Genomic DNA, 22,434 nt, shown 5'->3' with positions numbered 1-22,434 from the left:
CCGACCGCTCGGATGGTAACGGTCCTGCCCCGGGGGCGTTCGCCGAGGGCCACGGCGCAGCACGGTCAGCCCGGCTCGGTGATCAGGGCGTTCAGATGTGCCGTGCGTGACTGCTGTGTCTGGGCCTGGACCATGAGGAACAGGGATTCTCTGGCCAGGCGTTGGGCTCTGTTCGTCAGGAGCATGGAACGGCCGCCGCCCGTCACCACCGCTGCTGTGGTCGCCGCCTGCATCACCGCGTATGCCTGTGTCCTGAGGGCCAGGCGTTCTGCCAGGTGCTCGTGGGGTGCCGCCTCGTCGGCCAGGGCGTAGGCCCGGCGGCGGACGTCCGTGAGGCGGGCGCGCAGCGGGGGTGCCGTGTCCTCGTCCAGGAGGGCCAGGGCCGCCTCCGTGACGCCGAAGACCGCCGGGTTGGTGTTCACCGTCTTGAGACGGTCCGTAGCCGTCCAGCGTTCGTGCGGGGTGCGCAGGGCCACGGCGTCCTCCGGGAGCCACAGGCCGTCCAGTTCCAGGGACACCGTGCGGGCCGCGGTGAGTGCGGCCAGGCGCATCGGGGCCGACGCCCGCAGGCCCGGCTGCTGCCGTGCCTGTGTGAAGGCGAACAGGGCCTCGTCGGTGTCGGTGACCCCGGCCAGGAGCATGACGTCGTTCAGGCCCCACCCCGTGTACCAGGGGACCGTGCCGTCGAACCGCCACCCTCCCCGGTCCCGGGTGACCCGGACGGGGATGCGCGGGTGCGCCCGCAGGTGCGCGTACGCCACCCCGGACAGCAGCTCACCGGTCGCCAGCCTGCCCAGCAGGCGCTCGCGCACCGCACCCTCGCTCCTGGCCAGGGTGAGCACCGGGGTGTGGTGCTGCGTCTGCACGAACCAGGTCGAGCAGCACGCCCCGGCCAGGATCTCCGCCGTCTCGCGCACCACCGCGCCGGGTGCCGCGGCACCGCCGTACTCCGTCGGGGCGTTCAGCCCGAGCAGGCCCGAGCGCCTGATCTCCGCGAGGTGGCCGACGGGGACCTCTCCCTGGTCGACCTGCTCGGCGTAGGGGGCGAGGAGGTCGTCCGCGAGGCGGCGGGCGCGGGTGACGAGGGGGTGCGGTGCGGTCATGGGCAAGATTCTTTCCCGTTTCGCGGTGCGGGGTGTCGATCCGGGGGACCGCGGTTCGTGTAGGAGGTGAGAGAACGGCACGACACCAAGGAGGACGTCATGAAGCACTACCTGCTCAGCGTGATCCAGCCGGCCGGCGGTACGCCGCCCGGCCCCGACGAGATGGCCGAGATCATGCGCCGCGTGGAGGCCTACAACGACGAACTGAGGGCCGCCGGGGCCTGGGTCTTCGCCGGCGGTCTGCACGGACCGGAGACGGCCACCGTGCTGCGCCCGAAGGACGGCGACGTGCTCATCACCGACGGGCCGTACGCCGAGGGCAAGGAGTACCTCGGAGGCCTGTGCCTGATCCGGGCCGCCGACCTGGACGAGGCCCTGGAATGGGGCAGGAAGGCCGCCCTGGCCACCACCCTCCCCATCGAGGTGCGCCCGTTCGTGGACACCCACTGAAGCCGGACACGCCGTGATGAGCGACCCGGTCGACGTCGAGGCCGTCTTCCGCGCGGAGTACGGCCGGGCCGTCGCCGTCCTCGTCCGCTTCCTCGGCGACATCGACCTGGCCGAGGAAGCGGTCCAGGACGCCTTCACCACGGCCGTGCGGCGCTGGCCGGAGACCGGTGTGCCGCCGAGCCCGGCCGGCTGGATCATCACCACCGCCCGCAACCGGGCCGTCGACCGGCTGCGCCGCGAGTCCACCCGGGACGCCCGGCAGGCCGAGGCAGCCCTGCTGTACGCCGCCGACGCGCCTGTCGAGGAGGGCTCCGTGCGCGACGACCGGCTCCGGCTGATCTTCACCTGCTGCCACCCCGCGCTCGCCCCGCAGGCGCAGGTCGCCCTGACCCTGCGGCTGCTGGGCGGACTCACCACACCCCAGATCGCCCGCGCCTTTCTCGTCCCCGAGCCCACCATGGCCCAGCGCCTGGTCCGCGCCAAGGCGAAGATCCGGGACGCGCGGATCCCGTACCGCGTGCCGCGCGACGCCGATCTGCCCGACCGGCTCCAGGGTGTGCTCGCCGTCGTCTACCTGATCTTCAACCAGGGGTACCAGGGTGACGACGGCCTGTGTGCGGAAGCCGTACGCCTCGGGCGGCTCCTCGTCGAGTTGATGCCGGACGAGCCCGAGGCCGTCGGCCTGCTGGCGCTGATGCTGCTCGTCGAGTCCCGCCGGACGGCACGCCAGGACGCCGACGGCACGCTCGTACCGCTGCCCGAGCAGGACCGCGAGCGGTGGGACCGGGAGCTGATCGCCGAGGGGCAGTCACTCGTCCGCCGCTGCCTGCGCCGGAACCGGCCCGGGCCGTACCAGATCCAGGCCGCCGTCCAGGCCGTCCACAGCGACGCGCCCACCGCCGACGCCACCGACTGGTGGCAGATCCTGCGCCTGTACGACCAGCTCATGGACCTCGTCCCGAGCCCGGTGGTGGCCCTGAACCGGGCGGTCGCCGTGGCCGAGACGGACGGACCGCGCCGGGCGCTCGACCTGATCGACACGCTGGACCTCGACGGCTACCACGTCTGGCACGCCGTCCGAGCCGACCTGCTGCGCCGTCTCGACCGCCGTACCGAGGCCGCGCAGGCCTACGAGTCGGCCCTCGCGCTGAGCGAGAGCCCGGCGGAACGTGCCTTCCTCGACCGCCGCAGACGCGAACTCGTGGCCTGATGGGGACCGGCGCGCCGGTACCGGCGGAGCGGCCGCCGTCCCGGGAATGTATTTTGACCCCTGAATGGTTGGCATATACACCGAGCTGACCGCTCGCCCCGAGAACCCAGGGCCGCAAGGCCCGCGCACCCCAGCGAGGCACCGTGACCACCGCCGCCACCCCCGAACAGCCCGCCGGCTCCCCTGTCACCCCCGAGCGTCCCGCCGATGTCGTGGCCCGGCTGCGCGCCACGTTCCGCACCGGCCGCACCAAGCCCGTCGCCTGGCGCACGGACCAGCTGCGCCGGCTGCGCGAGCTGCTCACGGAGCGGGGCGCCGACCTGGCCGCCGCCCTCCACGCCGACCTGGGCAAGAGCTCCACCGAGGCCTACCGCACCGAGATCGACTTCACGGTCCGGGAGATCGACCACACCCTCGATCACCTTCAGGAGTGGCTGCGCCCCGAGTCCGCCCCCGTGCCGGCCCACCTCGGAGCCGACGCCACCGCCTGGACCCAGTACGACCCGCTCGGCGTCGTCCTCGTCATCGCGCCCTGGAACTACCCCGCCCAGCTCCTGCTCGCCCCGCTGGTCGGGGCCCTCGCCGCCGGCAACGCGGTGGTGGTCAAGCCCAGCGAACTCGCGCCCGCCACCTCCGCCGCCCTGGCCCGCCTGCTGCCGGCCCACCTCGACACCGACGCGGTCGCCGTCGTCGAGGGCGGCGTCCCGGAGACCACCGCCCTGCTGGCCGAGCGCTTCGACCACATCTTCTACACCGGCAACGGCACCGTCGGCCGTATCGTCCTGCGCGCCGCCGCCGAGCACCTCACCCCGGTCACCCTCGAACTCGGCGGCAAGTCACCGGCGTTCGTCGACCGCGATGCCGATCTCGCGGTCGTCGCCGACCGGTTGGCGCGCGGCAAGTTCCTCAACGCGGGGCAGACCTGCGTCGCCCCCGACTACGTCCTCACCGACCCGGAGACGGCCGCCGCGCTCGAACCCCTGCTGACGCGCGCGGTCGAGGCGGTCTACGGCACCGACCCGCAGATCTCCGCCGAGTACGGCCGCATCGTCAACGAACGCCACTTCGACCGGCTCACCGGCCTGCTCGACTCCGGCCGGATCGTGGTCGGCGGCGGCAACGACCGCACGGACAAGTACATCGCGCCGACCGTCCTCACCGACGTCGACCCCGCCTCGCCCGTCATGCGGGAGGAGATCTTCGGCCCGATCCTGCCGATCGTGACCGTCGACGGTCTGGACGAGGCGATCGCCTTCATCAACGACCGCGACAAGCCCCTCGCCCTGTACGTCTTCACCGGCTCCGACGACACCCGTGGCCGCATCGCCGCCGAAACCTCCTCCGGCGGCCTCGGCTACGGGCTGCCGCTCGCCCATCTCACCGTCTCCGACCTGCCGTTCGGCGGCGTGGGCGAGAGCGGCATGGGCAACTACCACGGGCGCTACTCCATCGAGACGTTCAGCCACCGCAAGGCCGTGCTGGAGAAGCCGCTGCGCTGAGCGGCGCGGGCGGCGGGTGACGAGCAGCGGGCCCGCGGGCCGGGAGCGGCGGACGGAAGCGGACAGGAGCGGGCGGAAGTAGCCCGCCAAGCGGCAGCAGGGGAAAGGGTATTAGCCCGGAACGGCACGGTCCGTAGTCCGAAACGGCCAATTCCATCGGACTTTCGAATCCGGCATGCACGAAACACCGCCGCCGGACGCCGTGGAGGCAGAAGGTGTAACCGTCGCCTTCCGGGGCTCGTGCGCCCCGTACAGCCAACGGAAGGACCGAAGGGTCCGTGAACGACCAGTTCGAACAGCTCGCCCGCGACGTGGCGTTGTCCCTGCTCGCCCTCCGGGTCTTCGGACCCGGCGTTGTCACCCTCGCGCGTCGGTTCGTCGCCGCTCTCGTGCGGGTGGGCGTCCGTGAGATGGACCACCGGCTCCCGGGGGGAGATCGGTGACCCAGGAGGAGCTGCGCCCCGCGGTAAACCCACGGGCGCCGGAGAAGCTGCCTTTGGACTTCAGCGCCTTCCACCAGATGCACCGCCCGCGCTACGTCCGCGAGGCCGAACGCTGTCTGCGCTGCCGCGCCGACGCCGAGGAGGCCGTGGACGAGGCTTTCGTTCAAATCGCCCGGGAATGGCCGCAGATACTGCGCGCCGAGAACCCCGCCGCCTACGCCTGGCGGGTGATGAAGAACCGCGTCATCGACCACGCCCGGGCCCGTGGCCGGCGCGCCACGCTCATGGACACCGCCGTCTTCGAGACGGTGACGCTCCAGGGCGCCGAGGACGCCTACGAGGTGATCGAGCAGAACCTGCGGCTGTTCCACGCGATCTCCACCCTCCCCGAACGCCAGCGGGACGTCATCCGGCTGCGCTACTGCGAGGGCTACAGCACCGCCGAGGTGGCCTTTCACCTCGGCATCACCGAAGCCGGGGTGCGCTCCACCGAACGGTATGCCAAGCACCGTCTGCGGGAGATCTACACATCGTGCGCCGAGGAGGAGGCGGAGCGGTCATGACCTTCGACACCGCGAGCGACATCGACACCCTGCTGTCCAGGGCGCGCCTCGTGCCCACGGCCCCCTACAGTCGCTCGGACATCGAGGCCGCCGAGACCCGAATAGCCGCCCGGGTCGCGGCGGGCGGCACCGGCGAGCCCACGACGAGGGCATGCCCGCAGCGCGCCGCGGCGGCCCGTCGTCCCCCGAGCGTGCATCCCGCGGCCAGGGACCTCAAAGCCCTGTGCGAGGCACTGCTGACCCGCACCGGCGCCCTCCAGGGCCTCGGCAACTTCCTCGGCAGCGCCCTTCCCGAGCCCTCCGGCGCGCGCATCCTCGGCAGCCTCCTGTACCTGGCCGGCTGCGAGGACAGCGCACGCTTCTGGTGGCAGTACGGCGCCGGCGCCTCCGACACCGTCTCCTCGTACTGTCTCTACCTCCACCACCGGGCGATGGGGGAGGACGACGAGGCCGACTGGTGGCTGCGTCACACGGAGATCACCCCTGCCACGCTGAGCAGGGAGGCCACCGAACGGGAGATCGCCACGGCGCTGCATGTGCTCAGCGGCCTGCGGCGCGGCCGTCGGGGACTGCCCCAGGCCCTGCGCGCCCTGGTGGAGTACGTGCCGGCCGTGGTCGGTTTCGTCGACGAGGACCTCGAACTTCCCCTCCCGGACGCCGATCTGGCCGAGATCGTGGAGGAGGTCGTGACCTGTGGAGCGTCGCCCGCCGGAGAGCGTCGGCGCGCCAGATCCGGCCCCCTGCCCGAACGCCGGGAGCCGGCCGTGCACACCGTGTCCTCGCCCACTCCCCGTACGGCCCGGCACTGGAGCCGCGACGTCCAGGAGGCGCTGCGCAAGTGCGAGGAGACCGTGGCCTGTTGAGAGTCCGGACCATGCCCGTGCCGGTGTCCGCGGGGCGTGCGAGACTGCGCGGATGACCACCGGAACGATCACCGCGGACGCCGCGGGCACCTGGCACATCGGCGACCTGCCCGTCAACCGCGTCGGCTTCGGCGCGATGCGGCTGACGGGCAGCGCCGCCTTCCACCTCGGCACACCGAGCGACCGCGGCCGCTCGATCGCCGTGCTGCGCAGGGCGATCGAGCTCGGCGTCAACCACCTCGACACCGCCGCCTTCTACTTCTCCGCCCTCCGCTCCGCCAACGAACTCATCAACAGCGCGCTGTCCCCGTACCCGGACGACCTGCTCATCGCCACCAAGGTCGGCCCCTTCCGCGACTACCGGGGGGAGTGGGGCACCTCGGCCCGTCCCGAGGACCTGCGCGGCCATGTCGAGGAGAACCTGCGCCAGCTCGGCCGCGACCACCTCGACCTCGTCTACCTGCGCCGGATGCGCCAGGAGTCGGTCGCCGAGCACTTCGGCGCCCTGGCCGATCTGCGCGAGGAGGGCCTGATCCGCCACCTCGGAGTCTCCGACGTCGAGCCCCGCCATCTCGCCGAGGCGCAAGCCATCGCCCCGGTGGTGAGCGTGCAGAACCGCTACGGGCTCGGCGATCACGACCCGGCGACCGAGGAGGTCCTCCGCCTCTGCGGTGAACAGGGCATCGCCTTCGTCCCGTTCTTCGCCATCGCCGGCGACGCGGGCCCTCAAGGCGCGACGAACGCCCACGACGACGAGGTCCTGTCCGTGGCCCGGGCCCACGAGGCCACCCCCGCCCAGGTCCGACTCGCCTGGACCCTGAACCAGGGCCGTCACCTGCTGGCCATCCCCGGCACCGGCAATCCCGACCACCTCGCGGAGAACGTGGCGGCGGGAGCGCTGCGGCTCACGGACGAGGAGACGGATCGCCTCAACGCGGTTCACCGGCAGGCCGGTTGACCCTCGGGCCACCGCGCGCGGCCTGTCTCGTGAAGAGCGCGGGCCGCGCCGGCGGAGCCAGGCCGGCCGGCAGGAACAGCGCGCCGACCGGGAACGGATCGAGATCGGCCATGAGCACCAGGAAACCGGCCGGCGCCGGCAACGGCCTGTCCCGGCGCAGCCGACAGGCCGGACGGTCGCGAGCACGGCCAGCGGGGTCAACAAACCGAGGGGGAACGCGAGGGGGCCGATGATCTCCAGCGGTCGGGGCAGCGGCGCCGTCTCGTCCAGCCTCGCGAACAGGTCGCAGAGCGTCACCCACAGGAAGCAGGCCACCCCGAACAGGCCCGCGCCCACGGAGACATCCGACACGCGCCGTGCCCAGGGCACGTCACCGGGCACCAGCCGACGCACTCCGACGAGCAGGACGCCGAACATCACGAAACCGACGAGGACCAGGGAGTGCCGACGTTGCGGACGAACCCCGGACCGTGCTCCCCACCCAGGCCGTCGACGAGCCGGAGCGCACCGTAGAGAAGGAACAGGAAAGGTGCGGCGACGGTGGGAACGCGGACGCGCGGCGGTAACAAGATCATGACGTCAGGTTCCCATCGCACCAGCCGCCCGCCCATCAGGAATCACCCGCACCGATCCCTGACAGCAGCCCCTGAGGAACCCTGGCCTCGAGGACCTTCAGGCCACCCACACCCCGTCCCGCATGAGATGCCGCCGAGGCAACTCGTGCTCCTCGCGCCACGCCTGCACTGCCACCGGTCGCACGCGGAAGTAGCCGTACGACGCGCTGTCCCCGCGCGGATCCCAGCCCGTCCTCGCCGCGAACGCCCGGGCGGCCGTCTCCGGAACCTCGTCCGACGTGTACGTCTCGACCTCGCCGTCGACGAGAACCACGTCCCGTGTGTCCCCGAGGGCGAGCCGGGCCCGGCCGCCGTCCCGGAGGTTGCGGCCGGTGGGGTTGGTGAGGCGGGTCGACAACCACAGGTGCTCGCCGTCCCACACGAACCACAGGGCGACGAGACAGGGCAGCCCCTCCCGGTCCGCCGTGGCGACCCAGATGTCGATCTCGTGCTCCAGCCGGTCCAGGAGGTCCTGCTTGCGCTGCTCGGGGCCACGGGGCGGCTCTGTGATCTTCATGACCGGGACGGTAACGGGTCCGCGGGCGGCCCACCTCGGGCCACGGTCCCGCTTGCGCCTCGGGCTCGCGACCTAGGGCTGTCCGGTGGATCGTGCCGAAGTTCTGCTGAAGCCCCCTTCGGGGGCGACTGGCGCGTAGGGAGTTTTACGTATAACCTCACCCGTCAATCGCACCTCCCGAAAGCCTCCCGCACCCCCCCGAAAGGCCCCGATGAGTCGTATCGCCCTGGTCACCCTCGTCGTCGACGACTACGACGAGGCGCTCCGCTTCTACACCGAGGCGCTCGGTTTCCGGCTCGTCGAGGACGAACCGCGCGCCGACGGCTCACGCTGGGTCGTCGTACGGCCGGGCGCGGGCCAGGACGGCACCGGGCTGCTGCTCGCCCGGGCCAAGGGCGACGCCCAGCGCGACCGGATCGGTGACCAGACCGGCGGCCGCGTCGGGTTCTTCCTGCACACCGACGACTTCGCCGGCGACCACGCCCGGATGCTCGCCGCCGGCGTGACCTTCCTGGAGGAGCCCCGGCACGAGCCGTACGGCTCCGTCGCCGTCTTCCAGGACCTGTACGGAAACCGCTGGGACCTGCTCCAGCCCGCCACCACCGCCTGAGAACCACCTGCCGAGGAACACGCTCATGACCGCGCCCCGCATCGACACCGACACCCTCCGCCGGCTCCCCAAGGCCGTCCTGCACGACCACCTCGACGGCGGCCTGCGCCCCGCCACCGTCGTCGAGCTCGCGGAAGCGGTCGGCCACACCCTGCCCACCATCGACCCGGACGAGCTCGCCGCCTGGTACTTCGAGGCCGCCAACTCGGGTGACCTGGTGCGCTACATAGCCACCTTCGAGCACACCCTCGCCGTGATGCAGACCCGCGAGGGCCTGCTGCGCACCGCCGAGGAGTACGTCCTGGACCTCGCCGCCGACGGTGTCGTCTACGGCGAGGTGCGTTACGCACCCGAGCTGATGCTGAAGGGCGAGCTGACCCTGCCCGAGGTCGTGGAGACCGTTCAGGAGGGACTCGCGGCCGGTATGGCGAAGGCCGCCGCCGCGGGCACCCCCGTCCGTGTCGGCACCCTGCTCTGCGGCATGCGCATGTTCGACCGCACCCGGGAGGCCGCCGACCTCGCGGTGGCCTTCCGGGACGCGGGCGTCGTCGGCTTCGACATCGCCGGCGCCGAGGACGGCTTCCCGCCCGCCGACCACCTCGACGCCTTCGAGCACCTGCGCCGCGAGAGTGTCCCCTTCACCATCCACGCCGGCGAGGCCCACGGCCTGCCCAGCATCCACCAGGCCCTCCAGGTGTGCGGCGCCCAGCGCATCGGGCACGGTGTGCGCATCACCGACGACATCGTCGACGGCAAGCTCGGCCGCCTCGCCGGATGGGTGCGGGACCGCCGTGTCGCACTGGAGATGTGCCCGACGTCCAACCTCCAGACCGGGGCCGCCACCTCCATCGCCGAGCACCCGATCACCGCCCTGAAGGACCTCGGCTTCCGCGTCACCCTCAACACCGACAACCGTCTGGTCTCCGGCACGACGATGACCCGCGAGATGGCGCTGCTCGTCGAGGAGGCGGGATGGACCCTCGAGGACCTGCGCACGGTCACGGTGAACGCCCTCAAGAGCGCGTTCATCCCGTTCGACGAGCGCAGGGCCCTCATCGAGGACGTCGTCCTTCCGGGTTACGCGTCCGCGCTCTGAAGCAGCCCGCGGACGTAGGCGGCCTGGCCGACGTGCTCCAGATCGTCGGCCAGGACGCTGACCAGCCGTACGCCCAGCGTGACCGGCGGATCCCAGCGCTCGTCCACGACGCGCTCCAGGTCCGCGGCCGTCAGCGCGCGCAGCGCCGTCAGGCTCTGCGCGTGCACGGCGTCGTAGTATCCGGTCAGCAGGTCGCCGTCGGAGACCCGTACCTTCGCGACCTTCGCGGCGCTGTGCCCGTACCCGGTGTCCTGGCGCGGCAGATCGAGGCCGAACCGCTTCTCCCAGTCCTGGGTCAGCCACACCTGGTCGAGCCCGAAGGCGTCGGCGACATGGTCGTCCTGGACGCGTGTGAGGTGCCAGACCAGCCAGGCGATCGAGTTGGCGTCGGGGGCGGGCCGGGTGTTGAGGACGTCGGGGTCCAGGCCGTCCACGGCGGCGTGGACGTCTTCCTGGATGCGGTTGTACCCGTCGATGAGGATGTCTTTGGCATGCATACGTCCACCATCGCGCAGCAGGCGCTCACACGCTCTCCGTTTCCAGCAGTGCCATGAGCGCCCGGGCCGCGGGGCTCGTCGCCTGCCGGGGCGGCAGCAGCGCGACCGTCTCGTACACCGCCTCGCCGGTGCCCTTGAGGGGCAGCGCCGTGAGCGCCTCGCGCTTGTGCCGGAAGTGGCGCGGCACGACGGCGACCCCCAGGTTCTCGTCCACCAGGTCCAGCAGGCTGTGCACGTCGTTGACCTCCAGGGCCACCGTGCGCCGCACTCCCGCCTCGGCGAACGCGGCGTCGGTGGCCCGCCGCGGGCCCCAGTCCGGGTGGAAGTCGACGAACACCTCGCCGGCGACGTCCTGAGGCAGCAGCGCCGCCGACGCCCCGGCGAGGCGGTGGTCGGGATGGCACAGCACGTACATCGGCTCGGTCGCCAGCGGTACACAGCGCAGCTGGTCGGTGTCCGTCTGGGTGCGGTAGGCGAAGGCCAGGTCGAGCCGGCCGGCCGCCACCTCCTCGCCGAGCGCGCCCGAGCCGGTCTGCCGCAGCCGGATCTCCACGTCCGGGTGCCGCCGCCGGAACGCCGCCAGAAGCCCCGCCACATGCACCCCGGCGATGCACTGCTCGGTGCCCACGGAGAGGGTGCCGCGGACCACGCCCTGCACGGCGGCCACGGCCTCGTGGGCCGCCCGCACCTGCGCCAGGATCCGCTCCGCCTCGGCCAGCAGCGCCCGGCCCGCCTCCGTCAGCGTCACCCGCCGGGTGGTCCGTACGAACAGCGGGGCGCGCAGTTCCCGCTCCAGGGCCCGGATCGACGCCGACAGGCCCGACTGGGAGACCATCAGGCGTTCGGCGGCCCGGGTGAAGTGCTGGTCCTCGGCGACCGCGACGAAGTGCTGGAGGTGGCGCAGTTCCATGATTGAGAAGCCTAGCCGCACAATTCCATCGGATTCTTCTGTTGGACCACTACTCGCAGGTCGCCCGAGACTGGGTAGCGGTTCCTGAAACTGATCTTCCCGAACCGGATCCTCGTGCCAACCCCTTCTGGAGTCCCGTTGTACACCGCACACCCCGACCGTTACGCGGACATGCCCTACCGGCGCACCGGACGCAGCGGCCTGAAGCTCCCCGCGCTGTCGCTCGGACTGTGGCACAACTTCGGCCCGGACCGCCCGGTGGAGACCCAGCGGGCGATCCTGCGCCGCGCCTTCGACCTCGGTATCACCCACTTCGACCTGGCCAACAACTACGGCCCGCCGCCCGGTGCCGCCGAGTCCGCGCTGGGTGAGGCGCTCAGGGCGGACTTCGCGTCCTACCGCGACGAGCTGATCATCTCCACGAAGGCCGGCTATCTGATGTGGCCGGGCCCGTACGGCGAGTGGGGCTCGCGCAAGTACCTGCTGTCCTCGCTCGACCAGAGCCTGCACCGCATGGGCCTGGACTACGTCGACATCTTCTACTCGCACCGCCCCGACCCGGAGACTCCCCTGGAGGAGACGATGGGCGCGCTGCACACCGCGGTCCAGCAGGGCAAGGCGCTCTACGTCGGCGTCTCCAACTACTCCGCCGAGCAGACCCGCGAGGCCGCCCGCATCCTCGGTGATTTGGGCACCCCGCTGCTCATTCACCAGCCGCGCTACTCGATGCTCGACCGCCGCCCGGAGAGCGAGGGCCTGCTCGACGCCCTGGACGAGCTCCAGGTCGGCTCGATCGTGTTCTCGCCGCTGGAACAGGGCCTGCTGACCGGCCGCTACCTGGACGGCATCCCTGAGGACTCGCGTGCGGCGAGCGACAGCCCGTTCCTGAACTCCGACGCGCTGACCGAGGAACTCGTCGGCAAGCTGCGCGCCCTCGACGACATCGCCAAGTCCCGCGGCCAGTCCCTGGCCCAGCTCTCGCTGGCCTGGGTGCTGCGCGGCGGTCGGGTGACCTCCGCGCTGGTGGGCGCGAGCAGCGCCCGGCAGATCGAGGACAGCGTCGGCGCCCTGGGCAACCTGGACTTCGACGCCGAGGAACTGGCCCGGATCGACGCCGTGATCAACGGCTGAGCCGCTCCGTCAGGCGTACGGTCACCGAGTCGCCCTCGTGCTTTCCGGTCGCCTTGCGCACCTCGGCGTCGACGGGGAGTTTGTGGGTGCCGTCCCCGAGGGCCATGAACGAACTCCGGAACGGATGTCCGTCGACCGTCCCGCGGACCTTGACCAGTCCGCGGGTGCCGAAGAATTCGACGGACTCCGGCCAGACGACATAGGTCCAGCCGCCCTTTGCCGGGCTCCTGCGCAGGACGGCCGTGAATTCGGCATTCAGTGTTCCGCTTGTGCTCGTGCTCATGATGTCCTCCGCTCGCGGTGATCCCTTTCCAGGTGGACCGCCGCGAGCGGGGGAATTCATCGCTTGCCCGGCGTCAGGCTCCCGCGGGCACCCGGTCGAGGAATCCGAGGACGGATGTGATCCGGTCCCGTGCGTCCAGTGTGATGACGTCGGATCCGGCCACCGGCGCCGAACCTCCCCCAGAGGGGGTACCCCCAGCCTCGCTCACCAGCTCCCAGGAGAAAGCGGGCCGTGTCGTGGTGCCCGTCGACCGCGCCGGTGAGCCGGAAGGAGAAGTCCGGGAACTGCGCGTGGGCCGCCTTGACCACGGCCGCGATCTGCTCGTGGCCGCTGACGTCGGCTGGGGGTCCCCCTCTGGGGGAGGGTCGGTGTGTACCCGCCGTCCACCGCCCACGCTGCGTCAACAGTCTTGGCCAAAGCCTCGGGCGCGCGTGCGTTCCAGGCCTCGAAGTGGCGGGCGACGGCGTTTTCGTAACGGTCGGTGTTCGCGGACATCGGAAATCAGCCCCCAATGAGGTCATCGATACTGGTCAGAACCCGGATCCAGGTCTTCGCCGATCCGGTGTGACCGCCTTGCCCGCCCCTGCCGCCCGGGTCGATTACCTGTCGGGTAATGACGACGTGCCCCGAGGCTCGACGCATTTCGGCCATGAACGGCCGTGAATATGCCAAGAGACTGGCCGGAAAGTCATGGTGACAGTGTTTCAGTATTGAACATACTCGAACGTCAGGGGCAGTTCACTCACAGGAGCCGCACGGAAAGCGAGGCACAACCAGCAGGCGAACACCGGGGGAGAGGGACGTGCACGACGAATTCCTGTGCCATGTCACCGCGTACGGCGTCTGTGACGGCCGGCGCATCGGCGTACCGCTCGGCACCTACCGTGCGCCGACGCTGGCGCTCGCCCTGTGGTGGCTGCGGGACCGGGCCTCCTGGATGGCCGAACGGCTGGATCCCCGGCCCGAGGACGAGCACATCCCGCCGGGCGCCCTGGTCCCGGTCGCCGACACCGTGCCCGACGTGCCGGCGCTGTTGCGGGCCTGGTGTGCCGACGTGGACCGGCAGGAGCTGGTGGCCGACGAGCTGGCGGGCGGGCGCCTGGTGCGCATCGCGGTGAGTGACGAGACCACCGAGTACGAGCTGCTCGCCGAGTCCGTCGACGCGCTGCGCATGCAGCGGACCGTGCCGGCCCTCGTCGTCCCCGTCGGCTGACACCCGCCGCCCCGCCGCCCACCGACGGTCATCGTCACGCGCCCGTCACCGTCCCGCTGCGCCCGTCGGGCGCACAGGGGTGCGAATCGATAGAATTCGGTCATGGTTGAGCGGCCGGTCTCCTCGCATGCGCCCGAACTCGTGCTGGAAACCGAGACGGGCATCACCGTGCTGATCCCGGGCCACGACTACCACGTCGGCCGGGATCCGCTCAGCGACATCGTCATCGACGACACCCGCGTCTCCTGGCACCACGCCGTGCTGCGGCCCGACGGCGGTCACTGGACCATCGAGGACGAACACAGCACCAACGGCACCTACGCCGACGGCCGCCGCGTCCACGAGTGGGGCGTCGGCCCCGGCACCGTGATCCACTTCGGCAGCCCGTCCGACGGGCCGTACGTCGTCCTGTCCGGACGGCCCACGCCCTCGGTGCAGCGCCCCTCGGCCGTGTCGATGCCCGCCCTGACCGGCACCTTCCGCCGGCCGACCTCCGTACGGCCGCTGTCCTCGCGCACCGTCCGCATCGGCCGAGCCACCGACAACGACCTGATCGTCGACGACCTGATCGTCTCGCGCCGGCATGCCGAACTGCGTGGGCTGCCCGACGGCGGCCACGAGATCGTCGACCTCGGCAGCCACAACGGGACCTACCTCAACGGCCTGCCCGTCACCCGCGCCCCGATCGGCCCCGGCGACATCGTCGGCATCGGCCACTCGGCGTTCTGTCTGGTCGGCGACGAGCTCCAGGAGTACGTCGACACCGGAGAGGTCTCCCTCGACGTGCAGGACCTCACGGTCGCCGTCGACCACGGCCGCAAGGTCCTCCTCGACCACGTCTCGTTCCCGGTGGGCGAGAAGTGCCTGCTCGCGGTCGTCGGACCCAGCGGCGCCGGCAAGTCCACCCTCCTGAACGCCCTCACCGGACAGCGACCCGCCGACCACGGCACGGTCGTGTACGACGGCCGCGACCTCTACCGCGACTACGCCGAGCTGCGCCAGCGCATCGGACTGGTCCCGCAGGACGACATCCTGCATGCCCAGCTGACCGTGCAGGGCGCCCTCACCTACGCCGCCGAACTGCGCTTCCCGCAGGACACCGCCAAGGCCGAGCGCCGTGAGCGGGTCGAGGAGGTCATCCGCGAACTGGGGCTCGAGCAGCGGGCCGGCCAGCCCGTGCACAGCCTCTCCGGCGGCCAGCGCAAACGGGTCAGCGTGGCCCTGGAACTGCTGACCAAACCGTCCCTGCTCTTCCTGGACGAGCCGACCTCCGGCCTCGACCCCGGCATGGACCGCTCGGTGATGCACATGCTGCGCGGACTCGCCGACGACGGTCGCACCGTCATCGTCGTCACCCACAGCGTCCTCAGCCTCGACGTCTGCGACCGGCTGCTGGTGCTCGCACCGGGCGGCAAGGTCGCCTACTACGGGCCGCCCGGGGACGCCCTCGCCTTCTTCGGCTTCGAGCAGTGGCCCGAGGCCTTCGAGGCCTTCGAACGCGACGAGTACCGGGACTGGGCGGGGGAGTACCACGACTCCCCGTTCCGTCGGCAGTACGTCGTCAACTCCAGCGACCAGCCCCCGCTGCCCCGCTCCGGCCCGGTGATCGTGCTGCCGCCGGCCCGGCCACGCAGCAGGGGCGCCCAGCTCGGCACCCTGGTCCGCCGCTACACGGCCGCGCTCGCCGCCGATCGCACCTTCCTCGCGATCATGATCGCCCTGCCGTTCGTGATGGGGGCGATGGCGCGGGCCCTGGCCGGCGGCAAGCTCGACCAGGAGCATGTGATGGACGCGCTGCTGATCCTGTGCGTGGGAGGCGTCCTGACCGGAGCGGCCAACGCCGTGCGCGAACTCGTCAAGGAGCGCGTGATCTACCAGCGGGAACGCGCCGTCGGCCTGTCCAGATCGGCGTACCTGCTGTCCAAGGTCGTCGTCCTGGGCACGATCACCGTCGTACAGGCCGTGGTGCTGACCCTCGTCGCCCTGCTCGGCGTCGACCTCAACGCACCGGGCGGCAAGGGCGTGTTGATGCCACCGCTGATCGAGATCACCGTCGCCGTCGCCCTGCTGGCCTTCACAGCGATGATGCTCGGGCTGCTGGTCTCCGCGTTCGTGCGCAAGGAGGAGGTGACGATGCCGCTGCTGGTGCTGCTCGCCATCGTCCAAGTGGTGTTCTGCGGTGCGCTGCTGAAGCTGCACGACGTGCCCGGTCTGGAGCAGCTGTCCTGGCTCGTGCCCTCGCGCTGGGCGTTCGGCGCGATGGCCGGCACCCTCGGGCTGTCCCGCATCGTGCCCGGGGACAAGACGAACGATCCGCTGTTCGAGCACTCGACGGGGGTGTGGCTGCTCAACATCGGGATGCTCGTCGTGCTGTCGCTGGCCTGCGGGTTCGTCGTCTCCCGGCTGCTGCGCCGACACGAGCCCGCCGTGATGCGGAAGTAGGGGCGGCCGATGACGACTCCCGGATTCCGGCCCACGCACGTCGTCCCCCAGCACGGCATGCCCGCCTGGGAGGCTCCCGACCCGGCCCGCCCCACCGTGCCCCTCGACCCGCTGCTGCCCGTCCGGCTCATGGAACGGCGCGGCGACTGGGGGCGCGTGCTGTGCTCCAACGGCTGGTCGGCCTGGGTGGACGGCCGCCATCTGGTCGCCGTCCCCCAGGACCCGCCCCGCTCCGACGGCCCCCTCGCGAACGCCGCCGACCCGCGCCCCCTCCTCGGCCGCGCCGAACAGGCCCTGGCCCGCTACCGGGCGGCGGTGGAGGAACTGGCCGACGGCGGCCTCGACGGCGAGTCCTTCCACCGCCGTACCCACGGACTGCGGCTCGGCGTGGTCGTCGACGGCGAGGACGTCTGGCTGTACGACCCCGCGCGCGGCCGCTGGGTGTACGGCGACGGCACCCGCCTCAGCACGTACGCGACGGACGAGGCGCCCGAACTGCCCGAGGCCGCCGAGGACCGGGACTACACCGCCACCCGGATCGTGGACCTCGACGGGGGACCCTGATGACACCCGGCACGAGCCCCTTCTCCGGCCGGCCCTCCGAACTGGTCGGCCGCCAGGTCGCCGGCTACCGCATCGAGCGCGAGATCGGACGCGGCGGCATGGCCGTCGTCTACCGCGCCCGTGACCTGCGCCTGGACCGGACCGTGGCGCTGAAACTGCTCGCCCCGGAACTGGCCCGCAACGACACCTTCCGCAAGCGCTTCACCCACGAATCGCGGGTGGCGGCGGCGATCGACCACCCGCACATCGTGCCCGTCTTCGAGGCGGACGAGACGGACGGGGTGCTCTACATCGCCATGCGGTACGTCGAGGGGAGCGATCTGCGCCATCTCCTGGACCGCGAGGGCCCCCTGCCGCTGCCGAAGGCCGTCCGTATCGCCGCGCAGGTCGCCTCCGCGCTGGACGCCGCTCATGAGCACGGACTGGTCCACCGGGACGTCAAGCCCGGCAACATCCTGGTTTCCCGGGGCACCGACAGCGACCATCCCGAGCACGTCTACCTCACCGACTTCGGCCTGACGAAGAAGTCGCTGTCCCTGACCGGGTTCACGACGGTAGGTCAGTTCGTCGGCACGCTCGACTACGTGGCCCCCGAGCAGATCTCCGGCCGGCCGGTCGACGGCCGCTGCGACGTCTACGGCTTCGCCTGTGTGGTCTACGAGTGCCTGGCGAGCCGCCCGCCGTTCCTCCGCGACGACGACATGGCCCTGCTCTGGGCCCACCAGAACGCCGACCCGACCCCGCTGACGGAGGTCCGCCCCGACCTTCCCCCGTACCTCGACGCGGTGTTCGCCCGGGCCCTCGCCAAGAATCCCGAGGCCCGGCATCCCACCTGCGGAGCCTTCGTCGCCGATCTGAGGGCGAAGGGGGGCGCTGCGCGCAGGGCGGTCCACCCGCAGACGGAGCTGGTCACCACGCCCGCGCCGACGCCGCAACCCCCGCGCTGGGCGCGGCCGGTCTTCCCCGGCCGTCGGTCCTGAGCCGGCAGGGCCTTCCCGGCGCCACCGCTGGCGCTGCTCAGCGGGGTGTCGTCCCGCCCCGGCGGCGCACCAGCGCCGCCAGCAGTCCGCCGAGGAAACCGGTGACCAGCCCCCACAGGGCGGCGAAGCCCAGCGCCGACCACACCTCGGGGCGCAGGAACAGCTCCCCGGACAGATTGCCGCCCAGGTCGCCGATGCCGAGCACGGAGAGACCGTAGTGCGCGGAGATCCGGCCGACCAGACAGATCATCAGCACCGTGAGCACCAGCGCGACCGCCATGTGCACGGCGTGCTGCCAGGCGCGCATCCGGGCCGGTGAGTGGGCAGCCATCACGAAGGCGGCCGTCAGCAGCAGGATCGCGTCCAGAACGACCAGCCACCAGACGCGGCCGTCGTACTCGGCGAGCGTGCCCAGGTTCAGTGTGGCGGTGTCCCGGCTGCGCAGCACCTCGTCCAGCACATGCGGCATCGGCAGCCCGAACGGCCCCTCCACCCGGCCGTTCCAGGTGGCGCCCAGCCCGATCGTGAACGTCAGCCACATCAGGTTGGGCATGCCCAGCAGGACCACCGCGAGGGTCTCGGCGGCGTGCCCGCGGGTCGCCGCGACGACCAGGGCGATGACGACGCCCAGCGCCACGCAGGCGAGCAGCAGCACCACCATGGCGTGCGCGGCCGGCCGCACCGACTCCTGGAAGCGCAGCAGCCGGGCCGGCAGCGGAGCCCCGCGCGAGACCAGCAGCGCCAGCGCCAGCACACCGGCCAGCCACAACAGCCCGATCACGAGCGTGAGCGGCACGTCCGTGGTGAAGCCGACTTCGGGGCTGACGTCGAACAGTTCACCGAGGTCGCTCAGTGTGCCGTCACCGAGGGAGAGCTTGAAGGTCTGGCGGGCGGCGAGGGCCAGGCCGAGCAGACCGAGCAGCCACACGACGGCGATCCGGGCCGCCCACCCGGCCAGCTCCGCGGCGCCGGCCACCGCCCGGTGCCGCAGCGGCCGCAGGAATCCGGCGCCGACGACGAGTGCCCCCACAAGAGTGACCGACAGCGGAATGACCGTCAGGCCGGCCTGTGTGTCGGCGAGTCCACCGGCGTTCCCGGAGAGTTCGACCGTGCCGCCGACGGCCGTGACGACGGTCGCCGCGACGACCCGGGGGAAGGCGCCCTGCGGCAGGTCCGAGGCTCCGGCCGCCCACAGTCCCAGCGCGGTCACCACCCCCATGGTGATCAGCCCGGCCAGCGCCGCGGCGACCGCCTGCACCCAGCCGTGGCGGGAGACTGCCTGGTCATGGGGGGTGTAGGAGCTCACCCTGCCCACGCTAAGCAGCGCCGGGAGAGCGCGCCTGTCGGGAGGGCCGTCCGCGTCCGGCTTGCGAGCGGCCCCCGATCGGAGCACACAATAGGTGCGTTGTGTAATGAAACGGCGCATAGAGTCACGCGGTCAGCCCGATGGCATGGATGGCATGGATGGCATGGATGGCATGGATGGCATCGATCGCATCGATCGCATCGGCTCCACCGGACGAAGCGCCGCGGGAAACCCACGTCGGGAGTGCTCGTGAGTGTCGAACCTCCGTCGTCCGGCCGTCCCTCGGAACCGCCCACGCAACCCACCGGGCAGCCCGGCGGGCGACCGAGCGGCCCGCCCTCCGGACCACTGTCCGGTCCCTCCCAGCCGCCCTCGGGCCCGCCTTCCGAGCCGCCCGACGGCGACTCCCCGGCGGGCGGTGGCTGGGAACCGCGTCGGCCCTGGTGGAAGTCCGCGCCCCGGGTCGCGCTGGTCACCACCGCGGTCGTGGCCGCGACGGCCCTCGCCCTGGTCCTGACCCTGCCCGACGGAGGCGGCTCCGACAAGGCGGGGGAGGTCTTCATGCAGCCGGCCGGCGAAGCGGGTCCGGACGGCTTCACGCAGAAGACCAACAACGCCGGTTCCAGCTCCGTCCCGCCGGCAACGGCCTCCCCGTCGGGGTCCTCGCCGCCCGCGAACACCGTCCCCGGGGTAGGGGGCGGGCAGGCCGGGCTGTACGGCGGCACCCTCCACGTCGCCAGCTGCGACGTGGAGCTGCAGATCAAGTACCTCCAGGAGGTGCCCGCCAAGAACAGGGCGTTCGCCTCCGTGATCGGTATCGACCCCTCCCAGGTCCCCGGCTATCTGCGCTCGCTCACCCCCGTGAACCTGCGCCTGGACACCCGCGTCACCAACCACGGATACCGCAACGGAGCCGCCACCACCTACCAGGCCGTCCTCCAGGCCGGCACGGCCGTCATGGTCGACCGGTACGGCGTGCCCCGGGTGCGCTGCGCCTGCGGCAACCCGTTGGCCCCGCCCGTCGCCCAGCAGTCCGGGTACAAGCGGACCGGCCGCACATGGCCGTCGTACAGTCCCTCGACCACGGTCGTGGTCAACGCCTCCGTGACGGTGGTCAACGTCTTCGTGCTCTACGATCCCGCATCCGACCACCACTGGATCGCCCGCCGGCCGGGCAACAAGGTCCACCAGGACCGGCCCACCCGTCCTCCGGCGCGGCTGACCCCGTCCGTCGGTGTCAGTACGCCGACGGGCCCGGGCTCGCGTACGTCCCCGCCGTGCGTCTCGCCGCCCACCGGCGGCGCGAGCGGCAGGCCGCCGGGCTGCCTGCCGCCGTCGTCCGGGGCGTCCTCGAGACCCCCGTCGTCGGAATCCCCGTCGTCAGAGTCGCAGAGCTCCGAATCGCAGAAGTCCGAGCCCCCGTCCTCCGGGTCCGGGTCCTCGGAGTCGGGGCACTCCGAGCCGTCGAGCTCGTTGTCCGCACTCACGGGCGAGCCGGAGAGCTCTCTCTCCTCGCTTGCGCAGTCCCCGCCGTCGGTGGGCGTCACCAGTAGGTCGTCGTCCGCCTCGGCCGGTTCCTCCGCCGCCGCACCCGCCGTGTGAGGTACCCCATGTCCGTCGTGGCCACCGGGTGGCGACGGACGGGGACTGCGCGGCGCGGGACGGGGTACGAGCACAGGTGCACAGCAGCGTCCGGCCAGTCCGGCCTCCGAGAGAGAAACGCATGATCGAGCACCTGGACGGGGCAGTGATACCGACTGGTTTCGACGTACCCGTGGAACCGCTACGGCGGGCGGCGCACTACACCGGTGAACCCGGCTGCATAGCCGACGCCCGTTCCTTCGCCGCCCATTTCGTCGACCAGCTCAGGACGGAGTGGTGCGCCACGATCGGCGACCGCGCGAGCGGTGAGGTGCTGCTGGTGGTCAGCGAACTCGTCACCAACGCCGACCGGCACAGCAACGGGCCGTACATCCTGGAACTGGAGGGTACGGACGCCTCGGTCACGGTGTGCGTGTACGACAGCAGTGACGCGCTGCCCCTGCGGTTCCCCAGGGACCCCGAGCGGATCGGCCGGCACGGTCTGGAGATCGTGCACGCGCTCGCGGCGGAGATCACCGCCGAGCGCGTGCCGGTCGGCAAGCGGGTCCGCGCTCTGCTGAGGTTCGGTGACTGAGCCCTGAGACTGAGCCTTCAGGCGCAGCCCAGCTCGTCCAGCATCCCGTGGCGCAGTCGCATGATGATCCGCTTGATCAGCCGGGACACATGCATCTGGGAGCAGCCGAGCCGTTCGCCGATCTCGGCCTGGGTGGCCTCCTCCACGAACCGCAGATGGATGATCTGCCGGTCGCGTTCGCTGAGTTCGGCCATGAGCGGGGCGAGCGAGTGGAAGTCCTCGACGAGCCGCAGCCCGTCCTCCTCCACACCGATGAAGTCCGCGAGGACGGCCTCGCCGTGGTCCGGGCCGTCGCCGGTGAGCGCCGCGTCGAGCGAGGAGGAGTTGTAGCCGTTGGCGGCGATCTGCGCCTCGACCACCTGGTTCTCCGAGAGGTTCATCAGCGTGGCAAGCTCCGCCACCGTCGGCTCCCGGTCCAGACGGCCGGCGAGCTCGTCCCGGGCCTTGGCCAGCTCGACGCGCAGCTCCTGGAGCCGTCGCGGCACGTGCACCGCCCAGGTCGTGTCCCGGAAGAAACGCTTGATCTCACCGACGATGTACGGCAGCGCGAACGACGTGAACTCCACCTCGCGCGAGATCTCGAACCGGTCGATGGCCTTGATCAGGCCGATCATCCCGGTCTGGACGATGTCCTCCATGTCGTCGCCGCGGCCGCGGAACCGGCCGGCCGCGAACCGCACCAGGGACATGTTCATCTCGATGAGCGTGTTGCGGGCGTACTGATAGTCGTGCGTGCCCTCTTCGAGTACGGCCAGCCGCCGGAAGAACTGGCGGGACAGCTCGCGGGCGTCACGCGGAGCCACGCTCCGCGGTGCTTCGATTCCCGGCAGCGGTGCGCCGTCCGTGCTGGTCCTGGCGGTGTCGTCGACGACCTTGGCTTCCGACAGGATCACGGCGGTCTGCATGGCCTCTCCCTCGAGCGTCACGGTTCGGCGTCTGCTGTTCTCGGTCCGTGAGCGGACATGTACAGATCCTCTCAGGGGGCGGGTACCCGGTCCGGGACGAC

At 71.5% G+C, this 22,434-nt stretch carries 24 protein-coding genes and 1 pseudogene; 16 read left to right on the top strand and 9 right to left on the bottom strand.

The window, feature by feature from the left end:
* Positions 1–65 precede the first annotated feature (65 nt).
* Positions 66–1,103, bottom strand: a complete 1,038-nt coding sequence (locus tag OG289_RS02545; protein ID WP_327312362.1) for an acyl-CoA dehydrogenase family protein — start codon at positions 1,101–1,103, stop codon at positions 66–68.
* Between the two features lie 99 nt (positions 1,104–1,202).
* Here OG289_RS02545 and OG289_RS02540 point away from each other — a divergent pair, with 99 nt between their 5' ends.
* From OG289_RS02540 to OG289_RS02510, 7 genes are all read left to right on the top strand, one after another.
* Positions 1,203–1,553 carry a YciI family protein gene (locus tag OG289_RS02540; RefSeq protein ID WP_327312361.1) on the top strand — a complete coding sequence of 117 codons (351 nt, stop codon included), beginning with the start codon at positions 1,203–1,205 and terminating at the stop codon, positions 1,551–1,553.
* A 16-nt stretch (positions 1,554–1,569) separates the two neighbouring features.
* The gene (locus OG289_RS02535; RefSeq protein ID WP_327312360.1) at positions 1,570–2,763 is read left to right on the top strand and encodes an RNA polymerase sigma factor; all 1,194 of its coding nucleotides are present in this window, start codon (positions 1,570–1,572) and stop codon (positions 2,761–2,763) included.
* Positions 2,764–2,906: 143 nt separating this feature from the next.
* On the top strand, positions 2,907–4,262 hold the full coding sequence (locus OG289_RS02530; RefSeq protein ID WP_327312359.1) for an aldehyde dehydrogenase family protein: 1,356 nt from the start codon (positions 2,907–2,909) through the stop codon (positions 4,260–4,262).
* Between the two features lie 278 nt (positions 4,263–4,540).
* Entirely contained in the window at positions 4,541–4,705 is a 165-nt protein-coding gene (locus tag OG289_RS02525; protein WP_159424318.1) for a hypothetical protein, read from the top strand.
* Positions 4,702–5,268, top strand: coding sequence for an RNA polymerase sigma factor (locus OG289_RS02520; protein WP_327312358.1), 567 nt, complete (start codon positions 4,702–4,704; stop codon positions 5,266–5,268). Before OG289_RS02525 ends, OG289_RS02520 begins: the two co-directional genes overlap by 4 nt.
* A complete protein-coding gene (locus OG289_RS02515) occupies positions 5,265–6,131 on the top strand; it encodes a hypothetical protein (protein WP_327312357.1) in 867 nt (288 codons plus the stop codon). Before OG289_RS02520 ends, OG289_RS02515 begins: the two co-directional genes overlap by 4 nt.
* A 52-nt stretch (positions 6,132–6,183) precedes the next feature.
* Complete coding sequence (locus tag OG289_RS02510) at positions 6,184–7,089, top strand: aldo/keto reductase (RefSeq protein ID WP_327312356.1); 906 nt, start codon at positions 6,184–6,186, stop codon at positions 7,087–7,089.
* 416 nt (positions 7,090–7,505) lie between these two features.
* Here the strand turns inward: OG289_RS02510 and OG289_RS02505 are convergent, their stop codons facing one another.
* Both OG289_RS02505 and OG289_RS02500 read right to left on the bottom strand, forming a co-directional pair.
* Entirely contained in the window at positions 7,506–7,664 is a 159-nt protein-coding gene (locus OG289_RS02505; protein WP_327312355.1) for a hypothetical protein, read from the bottom strand.
* Positions 7,665–7,761: 97 nt separating this feature from the next.
* A complete protein-coding gene (locus tag OG289_RS02500; protein WP_327312354.1) occupies positions 7,762–8,220 on the bottom strand; it encodes a pyridoxamine 5'-phosphate oxidase family protein in 459 nt (152 codons plus the stop codon).
* Positions 8,221–8,431: 211 nt separating this feature from the next.
* On the opposite strand from OG289_RS02500, the gene OG289_RS02495 reads away from it, so the two are divergent.
* Positions 8,432–8,830: a VOC family protein gene (locus tag OG289_RS02495; RefSeq protein ID WP_327312353.1), complete on the top strand. Its 399-nt coding sequence runs from the start codon at positions 8,432–8,434 to the stop codon at positions 8,828–8,830.
* Between the two features lie 25 nt (positions 8,831–8,855).
* On the top strand, positions 8,856–9,926 hold the full coding sequence (locus OG289_RS02490) for an adenosine deaminase (RefSeq protein ID WP_327312352.1): 1,071 nt from the start codon (positions 8,856–8,858) through the stop codon (positions 9,924–9,926).
* Here the strand turns inward: OG289_RS02490 and OG289_RS02485 are convergent.
* Together OG289_RS02485 and OG289_RS02480 are read right to left on the bottom strand one after the other, a co-directional pair.
* On the bottom strand, positions 9,908–10,423 hold the full coding sequence (locus OG289_RS02485; protein WP_327312351.1) for a mycothiol transferase: 516 nt from the start codon (positions 10,421–10,423) through the stop codon (positions 9,908–9,910). The genes OG289_RS02490 and OG289_RS02485 overlap by 19 nt on opposite strands.
* 25 nt (positions 10,424–10,448) lie before the next feature.
* Positions 10,449–11,333 carry a LysR family transcriptional regulator gene (locus OG289_RS02480; RefSeq protein WP_327312350.1) on the bottom strand — a complete coding sequence of 295 codons (885 nt, stop codon included), beginning with the start codon at positions 11,331–11,333 and terminating at the stop codon, positions 10,449–10,451.
* Positions 11,334–11,471: 138 nt separating this feature from the next.
* Here OG289_RS02480 and mgrA point away from each other — a divergent pair, with 138 nt between their 5' ends.
* Positions 11,472–12,464, top strand: coding sequence for an L-glyceraldehyde 3-phosphate reductase (gene mgrA / locus OG289_RS02475; RefSeq protein WP_327312349.1), 993 nt, complete (start codon positions 11,472–11,474; stop codon positions 12,462–12,464).
* Here mgrA and OG289_RS02470 read toward each other — a convergent pair.
* Positions 12,454–12,747 carry a DUF1905 domain-containing protein gene (locus tag OG289_RS02470; protein ID WP_327312348.1) on the bottom strand — a complete coding sequence of 98 codons (294 nt, stop codon included), beginning with the start codon at positions 12,745–12,747 and terminating at the stop codon, positions 12,454–12,456. The genes mgrA and OG289_RS02470 overlap by 11 nt on opposite strands.
* 73 nt (positions 12,748–12,820) lie before the next feature.
* Positions 12,821–13,242, bottom strand: a pseudogene (locus OG289_RS02465) (nuclear transport factor 2 family protein).
* A gap of 307 nt (positions 13,243–13,549) precedes the next feature.
* Here OG289_RS02465 and OG289_RS02460 point away from each other — a divergent pair.
* The 4 genes from OG289_RS02460 to OG289_RS02445 all read left to right on the top strand — a co-directional run bounded on the left by OG289_RS02460 (position 13,550) and on the right by OG289_RS02445 (position 17,946).
* A complete protein-coding gene (locus OG289_RS02460) occupies positions 13,550–13,960 on the top strand; it encodes a hypothetical protein (RefSeq protein WP_327312347.1) in 411 nt (136 codons plus the stop codon).
* 102 nt (positions 13,961–14,062) lie between these two features.
* Positions 14,063–16,402 carry an FHA domain-containing protein gene (locus OG289_RS02455; RefSeq protein WP_327312346.1) on the top strand — a complete coding sequence of 780 codons (2,340 nt, stop codon included), beginning with the start codon at positions 14,063–14,065 and terminating at the stop codon, positions 16,400–16,402.
* Between the two features lie 9 nt (positions 16,403–16,411).
* Positions 16,412–16,966 carry a hypothetical protein gene (locus OG289_RS02450; RefSeq protein ID WP_327312345.1) on the top strand — a complete coding sequence of 185 codons (555 nt, stop codon included), beginning with the start codon at positions 16,412–16,414 and terminating at the stop codon, positions 16,964–16,966.
* A complete protein-coding gene (locus OG289_RS02445) occupies positions 16,966–17,946 on the top strand; it encodes a serine/threonine-protein kinase (RefSeq protein ID WP_327312344.1) in 981 nt (326 codons plus the stop codon). The genes OG289_RS02450 and OG289_RS02445 overlap by 1 nt, the downstream gene beginning before the upstream one ends.
* A 37-nt stretch (positions 17,947–17,983) precedes the next feature.
* Here OG289_RS02445 and OG289_RS02440 read toward each other — a convergent pair whose 3' ends face one another.
* Positions 17,984–19,252, bottom strand: coding sequence for a streptophobe family protein (locus OG289_RS02440; RefSeq protein WP_327312343.1), 1,269 nt, complete (start codon positions 19,250–19,252; stop codon positions 17,984–17,986).
* 249 nt (positions 19,253–19,501) lie between these two features.
* Here OG289_RS02440 and OG289_RS02435 point away from each other — a divergent pair, with 249 nt between their 5' ends.
* Together OG289_RS02435 and OG289_RS02430 are read left to right on the top strand one after the other, a co-directional pair.
* Positions 19,502–20,854: a DUF6777 domain-containing protein gene (locus tag OG289_RS02435; RefSeq protein ID WP_327312342.1), complete on the top strand. Its 1,353-nt coding sequence runs from the start codon at positions 19,502–19,504 to the stop codon at positions 20,852–20,854.
* Positions 20,855–20,975: 121 nt separating this feature from the next.
* Entirely contained in the window at positions 20,976–21,428 is a 453-nt protein-coding gene (locus OG289_RS02430; protein WP_327312341.1) for an ATP-binding protein, read from the top strand.
* Between the two features lie 17 nt (positions 21,429–21,445).
* On the opposite strand, the gene OG289_RS02425 is transcribed toward OG289_RS02430, so the two are convergent.
* Positions 21,446–22,333: an RNA polymerase sigma factor SigF gene (locus OG289_RS02425; RefSeq protein ID WP_327312340.1), complete on the bottom strand. Its 888-nt coding sequence runs from the start codon at positions 22,331–22,333 to the stop codon at positions 21,446–21,448.
* Positions 22,334–22,434 lie beyond the last annotated feature (101 nt).

The sequence above is a fragment of the Streptomyces sp. NBC_01235 genome (genome assembly GCF_035989285.1).
Taxonomy (GTDB): Bacteria; Actinomycetota; Actinomycetes; order Streptomycetales; family Streptomycetaceae; genus Streptomyces.
This window is presented reverse-complemented; position numbering and strand designations above follow the sequence as displayed.

Bases quoted from the DNA above. Each gene is read 5' to 3' on its own strand.
- OG289_RS02505 (WP_327312355.1), bottom strand. From the start codon at position 7,664: ATGATCTTGTTACCGCCGCGCGTCCGCGTTCCCACCGTCGCCGCACCT.
- OG289_RS02455 (WP_327312346.1), top strand. From the start codon at position 14,063: ATGGTTGAGCGGCCGGTCTCCTCGCATGCGCCCGAACTCGTGCTGGAA.
- OG289_RS02480 (WP_327312350.1), bottom strand. From the start codon at position 11,333: ATGGAACTGCGCCACCTCCAGCACTTCGTCGCGGTCGCCGAGGACCAG.
- OG289_RS02510 (WP_327312356.1), top strand. From the start codon at position 6,184: ATGACCACCGGAACGATCACCGCGGACGCCGCGGGCACCTGGCACATC.
- OG289_RS02490 (WP_327312352.1), top strand. From the start codon at position 8,856: ATGACCGCGCCCCGCATCGACACCGACACCCTCCGCCGGCTCCCCAAG.
- OG289_RS02425 (WP_327312340.1), bottom strand. From the start codon at position 22,333: ATGCAGACCGCCGTGATCCTGTCGGAAGCCAAGGTCGTCGACGACACC.
- OG289_RS02540 (WP_327312361.1), top strand. From the start codon at position 1,203: ATGAAGCACTACCTGCTCAGCGTGATCCAGCCGGCCGGCGGTACGCCG.
- OG289_RS02535 (WP_327312360.1), top strand. From the start codon at position 1,570: ATGAGCGACCCGGTCGACGTCGAGGCCGTCTTCCGCGCGGAGTACGGC.
- OG289_RS02495 (WP_327312353.1), top strand. From the start codon at position 8,432: ATGAGTCGTATCGCCCTGGTCACCCTCGTCGTCGACGACTACGACGAG.
- OG289_RS02470 (WP_327312348.1), bottom strand. From the start codon at position 12,747: ATGAGCACGAGCACAAGCGGAACACTGAATGCCGAATTCACGGCCGTC.
- OG289_RS02430 (WP_327312341.1), top strand. From the start codon at position 20,976: ATGATCGAGCACCTGGACGGGGCAGTGATACCGACTGGTTTCGACGTA.
- OG289_RS02500 (WP_327312354.1), bottom strand. From the start codon at position 8,220: ATGAAGATCACAGAGCCGCCCCGTGGCCCCGAGCAGCGCAAGCAGGAC.
- OG289_RS02450 (WP_327312345.1), top strand. From the start codon at position 16,412: ATGACGACTCCCGGATTCCGGCCCACGCACGTCGTCCCCCAGCACGGC.
- OG289_RS02545 (WP_327312362.1), bottom strand. From the start codon at position 1,103: ATGACCGCACCGCACCCCCTCGTCACCCGCGCCCGCCGCCTCGCGGAC.
- OG289_RS02515 (WP_327312357.1), top strand. From the start codon at position 5,265: ATGACCTTCGACACCGCGAGCGACATCGACACCCTGCTGTCCAGGGCG.
- OG289_RS02485 (WP_327312351.1), bottom strand. From the start codon at position 10,423: ATGCATGCCAAAGACATCCTCATCGACGGGTACAACCGCATCCAGGAA.
- OG289_RS02445 (WP_327312344.1), top strand. From the start codon at position 16,966: ATGACACCCGGCACGAGCCCCTTCTCCGGCCGGCCCTCCGAACTGGTC.